Annotated in this window: 6 protein-coding genes; 2 read left to right on the top strand and 4 right to left on the bottom strand. The window is 60.4% G+C overall.

Going from position 1 to position 6,318, the window contains the following annotated elements:
• Positions 1-296 precede the first annotated feature (296 nt).
• Complete coding sequence (locus tag K8W16_RS05395) at positions 297-893, top strand: FmdE family protein (protein ID WP_304121875.1); 597 nt, start codon at positions 297-299, stop codon at positions 891-893.
• Between the two features lie 308 nt (positions 894-1,201).
• The gene (locus K8W16_RS05390; protein WP_304121873.1) at positions 1,202-2,194 is read left to right on the top strand and encodes a D-alanyl-D-alanine carboxypeptidase family protein; all 993 of its coding nucleotides are present in this window, start codon (positions 1,202-1,204) and stop codon (positions 2,192-2,194) included.
• Between the two features lie 82 nt (positions 2,195-2,276).
• On the opposite strand, the gene K8W16_RS05385 is transcribed toward K8W16_RS05390, so the two are convergent.
• From K8W16_RS05385 to K8W16_RS05370, 4 genes are all read right to left on the bottom strand, one after another.
• Positions 2,277-2,450, bottom strand: coding sequence for a hypothetical protein (locus K8W16_RS05385; protein ID WP_304121870.1), 174 nt, complete (start codon positions 2,448-2,450; stop codon positions 2,277-2,279).
• Positions 2,451-2,728: 278 nt separating this feature from the next.
• Positions 2,729-4,003, bottom strand: coding sequence for a glutamate-1-semialdehyde 2,1-aminomutase (gene hemL / locus K8W16_RS05380; protein WP_304121867.1), 1,275 nt, complete (start codon positions 4,001-4,003; stop codon positions 2,729-2,731).
• An 18-nt stretch (positions 4,004-4,021) separates the two neighbouring features.
• Positions 4,022-4,495: a siroheme decarboxylase subunit beta gene (locus K8W16_RS05375; RefSeq protein WP_304121865.1), complete on the bottom strand. Its 474-nt coding sequence runs from the start codon at positions 4,493-4,495 to the stop codon at positions 4,022-4,024.
• 168 nt (positions 4,496-4,663) lie between these two features.
• Positions 4,664-6,292 carry an L-lactate permease gene (locus tag K8W16_RS05370; RefSeq protein ID WP_304121864.1) on the bottom strand — a complete coding sequence of 543 codons (1,629 nt, stop codon included), beginning with the start codon at positions 6,290-6,292 and terminating at the stop codon, positions 4,664-4,666.
• Positions 6,293-6,318 lie beyond the last annotated feature (26 nt).

Below are 6,318 nucleotides of genomic sequence, written 5' to 3'. Positions count from 1 at the left end.
CTTTCCGAGGAACAGAGCAAGTCCGGCCTGTTCGATAAGGTGAAAAAAGCCATGGGCATGGAATAATTCCGCTTTGTATGGGCGAGAAGGGTCGCACCCCTTAGGGAGTGCGGCCCTTCTCGCGTCTTGAGCCCGAAATCCTGAGCTGAAAATATGAGTTTTCCTTGTCGGGAAGCTTTCAACTTATTTTCAAAAATAAGACGCTCTATCATACACAAAGCGGTTGAGGCGCTTTAAAACGGAAGGAAGGCCCGTACATATTGTCCCGGCCGAACTTCAACACGAGTGCAGCACCCATGATAGTATTCTTTTCTTACGACGATTTTCTGGAAAAAGCCCGCGAATTCCATGGATGTGCCTCCCCCGGACTGATGATAGGAGCCTCCATGGTGGAACTGGCCCTTCATACCATGGGTAGGACGCAGCATTATCATGCCCTGTGCGAAAGCTGCCGCGATCTGCCGGATGCCGTGCAGTTGCTTACGCCTTGTACCGTTGGTAACGGGCGGCTGCACATGTTCGACCTCGGGCGTTTCGCGCTCACGCTGTATCGGGTACAGGGGGGCAGGGGCGTGCGAGTGCACCTTGATATGGCGAAAACCGCAGGCTGGCCCCATATCCGGCGCTGGGCCATGGGAGAAGAGCGCGGGGACGAGAAGGATCTGGTGAGGCTGGAGCATGAAATACGTAGAGCGGGTATTTCCATCCTTTCTGCTTCCGCCGTGCAGCTGAAGGGTGTTTTTTTGGAAGAGTCGCCCCGGGAAGCCATGGTTGCCTGCATTTCATGCGGGGAGGCGCACCCCGTGGGGATGGGGCCTTTGTGCCGTGCCTGTGCCGGACATTCTCCGTACATGCCGCATCTGCCCGCTGTGCGGATGCTGGGGAAAGCGTAGCTTTGCAAGGGGCCTTGATGCGGCAAATCCTTGGGAGCGGCCCGTCTCTGTACGGGCCGCTTCTTAAGCGTTGTTTCCGGCATATGGCGGGTACTTTTACGGGTAGAAGAGTGGGGGCTCGGCGCATTCCAGGTTAATTGTTTCAAAAAGCGTTGCAGGCTTGCCGCCGTGAGAAAAATTGTCTAAAAAATTCACAAGGTGCTCCCCACCCCCTCCCCGGAGCCTTGGCCCGGGGGGCCGTGCCGCCCACCTCCGTTTCCTTGGAAGCCGCGGTCTGGAAGGCGCAATTTCACTTCTCAGGAATCACCATGCCCATGCGTCGCCTTCCTTCTCCCTTCCGCATCCTTGTTTTTTTCCTTCTCTGCTGCCTTCTCTGCGCCGTGGCCGCCCAGGCGGGGCCTATCAACGCCAAAAGCGCTATTCTCATGGACGTGACGACCGGGCGCATCCTCTATGAGCAGCGGGCGGACATGAAGATCCCCCCGGCCTCCCTGACCAAGGTCATTTCCATGTATGTGGCCATGAACGCCATCAGCGCAAGGAAGACGGATTACAACAAAGTGGTGAAGGTAAGCGCCAACGCGGCCCGTACCGGAGGATCCCGTTTCGGACTGCGTGCGGGAGATAAGCTCACGCTCGATAAGCTTTTCTACGGAATGGCCGTTGCTTCGGGCAACGATGCCAGCGTGGCTGTGGCCGAGCATGTGGCCGGTTCCTCAGCCGCTTTTGTGACTCGCATGAATGCTCTGGCTCGCCGCCTCGGCATGAAGAACACCCGTTTCGTCAATGTGCACGGCCTGCCCGCCAAGGGGCAGGTCACCACGGCGCGGGACATGCTCAAAATGGCCCGCGCCTATCAGGCCCATTACCCCATCGCACGGCGCTATCACCTCGCGCGTTCCGTCACCCACAACGGCCACAGGGAACCCAACCATAATCCGCTGGTGGGTTCCTACCAGGGGCTGGACGGCCTGAAAACGGGCTGGGTCACGGCGGCGGGGTACAATATCATCGCCACCGCCCGCAGGAACGGCCACAAGCTCATCGCCGTCATTCTGGGCGCACCCAATACAGGCGTGCGCGCGGCGGAGGCCCGCCGCCTGCTCAACGCGGGCTTCGCCGCCGTATCCAAGAAGAAAAGCAGCGCCATTGCCGAGCTTGGCGTTTCTCAGAAACAGGCCGCACAGCTCAAGAAATCTGCTGTTCCTGCACAGAAGAAGGTGAAAAAAAGCAAGGCCCCGGCCAGAAAATCGGCTGCAGCGGACAAGCGTCAGTCCACAAGGAAGAAGTCGAAACATTGAGCAAAGGGAAGAAAAAAGACCGGAAGACAGGCCTTGTTTACCGCCTGTTTTCCGGTCTTTTTCTATGAAATGTGCATGGATTTCAGAAGTGATGATACCAGTGATGCAGTATCCAGAACGCGAGCACGAGCCCCGCAAGGGCTGCGATGAGAAGCGTTCTTTTCGGGTGCGTCGGATACTCCCTTATCCAGCCGGCTCTTCCGACAAGCAGGGCGAGCGCCGCAAGCGCGAATATGGCGAACAAAAATCCTTTCATCCTTTGGACTCTCCCGGATGTGGAAGAGAGGGCGGGCACGACAGCGCAGTGCCCGGGACAGGCCATGTCTTTTGCTCAGAGCCTTGCAACCCATGAGCCGGACGTCTTTCTTTTCCATGAGCGCCATGCGTTGCTCCGCAAGACGGGCCGGGAGCGTTTTCCAGACCAGGGCGCTGAGCGGCATTACCTTGAAGGCTTCGGATGCGGCAGGGAAAGGTTTCTTCTGTCCGGGGAGGAACAGCTCCGCACGCTCTCTTCCCTGCAGTTCTTATGTTTCCTTAGAACTTCACATGGGTTGCGGCTTCCAGCGCCCGGGCAAAGTCCTCATCGCCGTGGGCGAAGGAAAGCATGTTGGCTTCAAAGGCCGAAGGCGCCATGAAGATGCCCTGTTCGCGCATCTGCTTGTAGAAGCTTTCAAACAGCGTCTGGTCGGTGGTCTGCACGCTTGCGAAATCCAGAAGCGGGGCATCGGTGAAGTATACGGTGAACAGGGAGGCGATATGCGGGATCTGGACGGGGACTCCCTTTGCCTTCAGGATTTGCTCAAGCTCCACGACGAAGTTGTGGACGCGGCTTTCCAGCCCTGCGTAGTCGGCGTCTTTCAGAATATTGAGGGTAGCGAGACCCGCGGCCATGGCCAGCGGATTGCCCGACAAGGTCCCTGCCTGATAGACTTCCCCTTCCGGCGCGATGTGGCGCATGATCTCGGCTTTGCCGCCGTAGGCGCCCACAGGCAGGCCGCCGCCGATGATTTTCCCGAAGGTGGTGAGGTCGGGCATGATACCGAAGCGTTCCTGCGCACCGCCGTAGGAGAGGCGGAAGCCGGTGATGACTTCGTCAAATACGAGAAGCGCACCGTACTTTGTGCACAGTTCCCTCAGGCCCTGCAGAAAGCCGGGCTGAGGCAGCATGAGGCCCATGTTTCCGGCCACAGGCTCCACAAAGAGCGCGGCTATCTCATCGGGCCAGGCCTCGAACAGGGCCTTGACGGCCTCAAGGTCGTTGTAGGGGGCGAGCAGGGTGTCGGCCACGGTGCTCGCCGGCACTCCGGGCGTGCCGGGAATGGAGAACGTGGCCACGCCGGAACCGGCGCTGGCAAGAAAGGCGTCGCCATGGCCGTGATAGCCGCCGATGAACTTGATCATCTTGTTGCGGCCGGTCACACCGCGCGCAAGGCGCAGGGCGCTCATGGTGGCCTCGGTGCCGGAGTTCACCATGCGCACCATCTCCACGGAGGGCAGGGCCTCGCATACTTTCTCGGCAAGGCGCACTTCATCCTCACAGGGGGCGCCGTAGCTCGTACCCCGCAGGGCGGCCCGGCAGATTGCCTCCGATACCCCCGGGTTGGCATGCCCCACCAGCATGGGCCCCCAGGAGCCGAGGAAGTCAATGAAGTCCTCTCCGTCGACGGTCCTCAGATGCGAACCTCTGGCTTCGGCAATGAACAGCGGCTCGGCGTGTACATTGCGGCAGGCGCGGACGGGGCTGTTCACGCCGCCGGGAATGATGTTCTGGGCGTGAACGAAAAGCTCATGGGAACGCTGGGTATTCATATCTTGCTCCTGTTGCGGCTACGCAAAGTACGTCATGGAAATTTTTTTCAGTTCTTTCAGGCTTTCGAGCACCATGCAGTCATGGAGGGAGGTTGTGCGGCGCAGCTCTTCCACCACGTCCAGGCAATCCTGTTCGCTTTTGCCGTGAATCATGGTGTAGAAGGTATACGGCCATGCCGGGTAGCGGCTCGGGCGGTAATAGCAATGGGATATGCGCGGGTGCTCCGCAGCCCTGCACCCGGCTTCCTCCACGTCTTCCGGGGAAACGATCCAGGCCACCATGGCGTTGTGCGCCCAGCCCGTGCGCTGATGTTTGATGCTGGCCCCGAAGCGGCGTATGGCTCCCGATGCCTTGAGGCGCGAAAGAAGTTCCAGCACCTCTTCTTCCGTGCTCCCCGCAGCGGCGGCAATGTCCGCATACGGGGTGAGCGTATCGGGAATGTTTTTCTGCACGATGCGCAGTATGGCCTGTTCTTTTTCCGTGAATTCCATGGCAAGCCCCATAAGATGAAATACGTCGGGCAGTATAGCCGCAGGATGCCCCGGAAGCAAGAGAGGGCCGCTTTCCGCGCCCCGGGAAAAAGAGCGGGAACCGCCCGACCCCCCGGAACGGTTCCCGCAAGGCCCGCATGAAGTTTCATGCGGGGCCCGTCTTCCTTCTTACGGAAGCATCCAGCTCAGGAATCCTGCCTGGCAGTAGGCCAGGATGCAGAGAATGAGCGTAAGCGCTATGCTGTGCCCTAGGGCGAAGCGGAACAGGTTGCCTTCCTGGCCCACCATGTTGGTGGCGGAGGTGGCCACGCTGATGGACTGGGGGGAGATCATCTTGCCGGTGACGCCGCCCACGGCGTTGGAGGCCACGGCGAGTTCGGGCGGAATGCCCACGGCGGTGGCGGTGGTGTGCTGCATGCTGCAGAACAGGGCGTTGGAAGAAGTGTCGGAACCGGTGAGGAACACGCCGAGCCAGCCGATGAGCGGGGCGAAGAAGGGGAAGAAGCTGCCGGACTTGGTGAAGGCGAGGCCCAGAGTGGAGCTCATCCCGGCATAGTTCATGAGGAAGGCCAGGCCGAGCACGCTGGCGATGGTGAGGATGGGGAAGCGCAGCTGATGCAGGGTGGTGAAGAAGCACTTCACGGCCCTGGCATAGGAATAGCCGGGCATGAGGGGCACGGCGATGAAGCCGGAAAGCAGTATGGCGGTACCGCCCGCAGACACCCAGCCGAAGGTGAAGACTGCGGCATAGGGCGCTTCGGAGGCCACGACGGGAGCGGCGCGGTTGACCATGCCGTCAAGCAGAGGCCAGGCGAAGCTGGGCGCGGAAATGCTGTTCAGCACGGCCTTGAACTGGGGCAGGCCCCACAGGAAGACCATGACGGCGAGGATGAGGTAGGGCCCCCATGCGCGCAGCACGACCTTGCCGGAATAGCCGGGCCCATCGGTGCTCACGGCCGGATCTTCGGCAAAGCGGAAGATGGAGGCGGGCTTCCAGAAACGCAGCAGCACGAGCAGGCCCACGATGGTGGCAATGGCGGACATGATATCCGGCAGGGTGGGGCCGTGATAGTTGGCGAAGATGAACTGCGCCCCGGCAAAACACACTCCGGCCACGAGAATGGCGGGCAGGATTTCCATGGAGCGGCGGAAGCCGCACATGACGATGCTGAGCCAGAAGGGGATGATGATGGCAAGGAAGGGAAGCTGGCGCGCCGCCACCTGGCTGATGAGGTTCGGATCCATGCCCGACACGCTGGCGGCCGTGAGCACGGGAGCGCCGATAGCGCCGAAGGCCACGGGCGCGGTGTTGGCGATGAGGCAGAGGCCTGCGCCGTAGATGGGGTTGAAGCCGAGCCCCGCGAGCATGGCGGCCGTAATGGCCACGGGGGTACCGAAGCCCGCCGTACCTTCCAGGAAGGAACCGAAGGCGAAGGCGATGAAGATGGTCTGGAGGCGGCGGTCGGGCGTCACGCGGGCCAGGGAGTCCTTGATGATTTCAAACTCGCCCGATTCCACGGTCATGTTGTAGACCCACACAGCCGTAATGACGATCCAGATAATGGGGAACAGGCCGTTGGCAACGCCCAGTCCCACGGAGCTTATGGCCGTGACAATGGGCATGCGCCATACAATGACGGCAATGATAAACGCCGAGGCAAGGCCCGCCAATGCGGCGACATGCCCCTTGGCGCGTTTTATGGCCAGCATGTAGAGCAGAATAATAAGCGGTATGGCCGCGATACATGCGGAGATGACCTCGTTGACAACGGGATCATAAACTTGAGTCCACGCCATGTTTTTCCCCCATGAAATTAAGATGA

This window comes from Mailhella massiliensis, assembly GCF_020741395.1.
Lineage (GTDB): Bacteria > Desulfobacterota > Desulfovibrionia > Desulfovibrionales > Desulfovibrionaceae > Mailhella > Mailhella massiliensis_A.
Note: the sequence above shows the minus strand (reverse complement) of the source record. Positions and strands in the feature narration are given on the sequence as shown.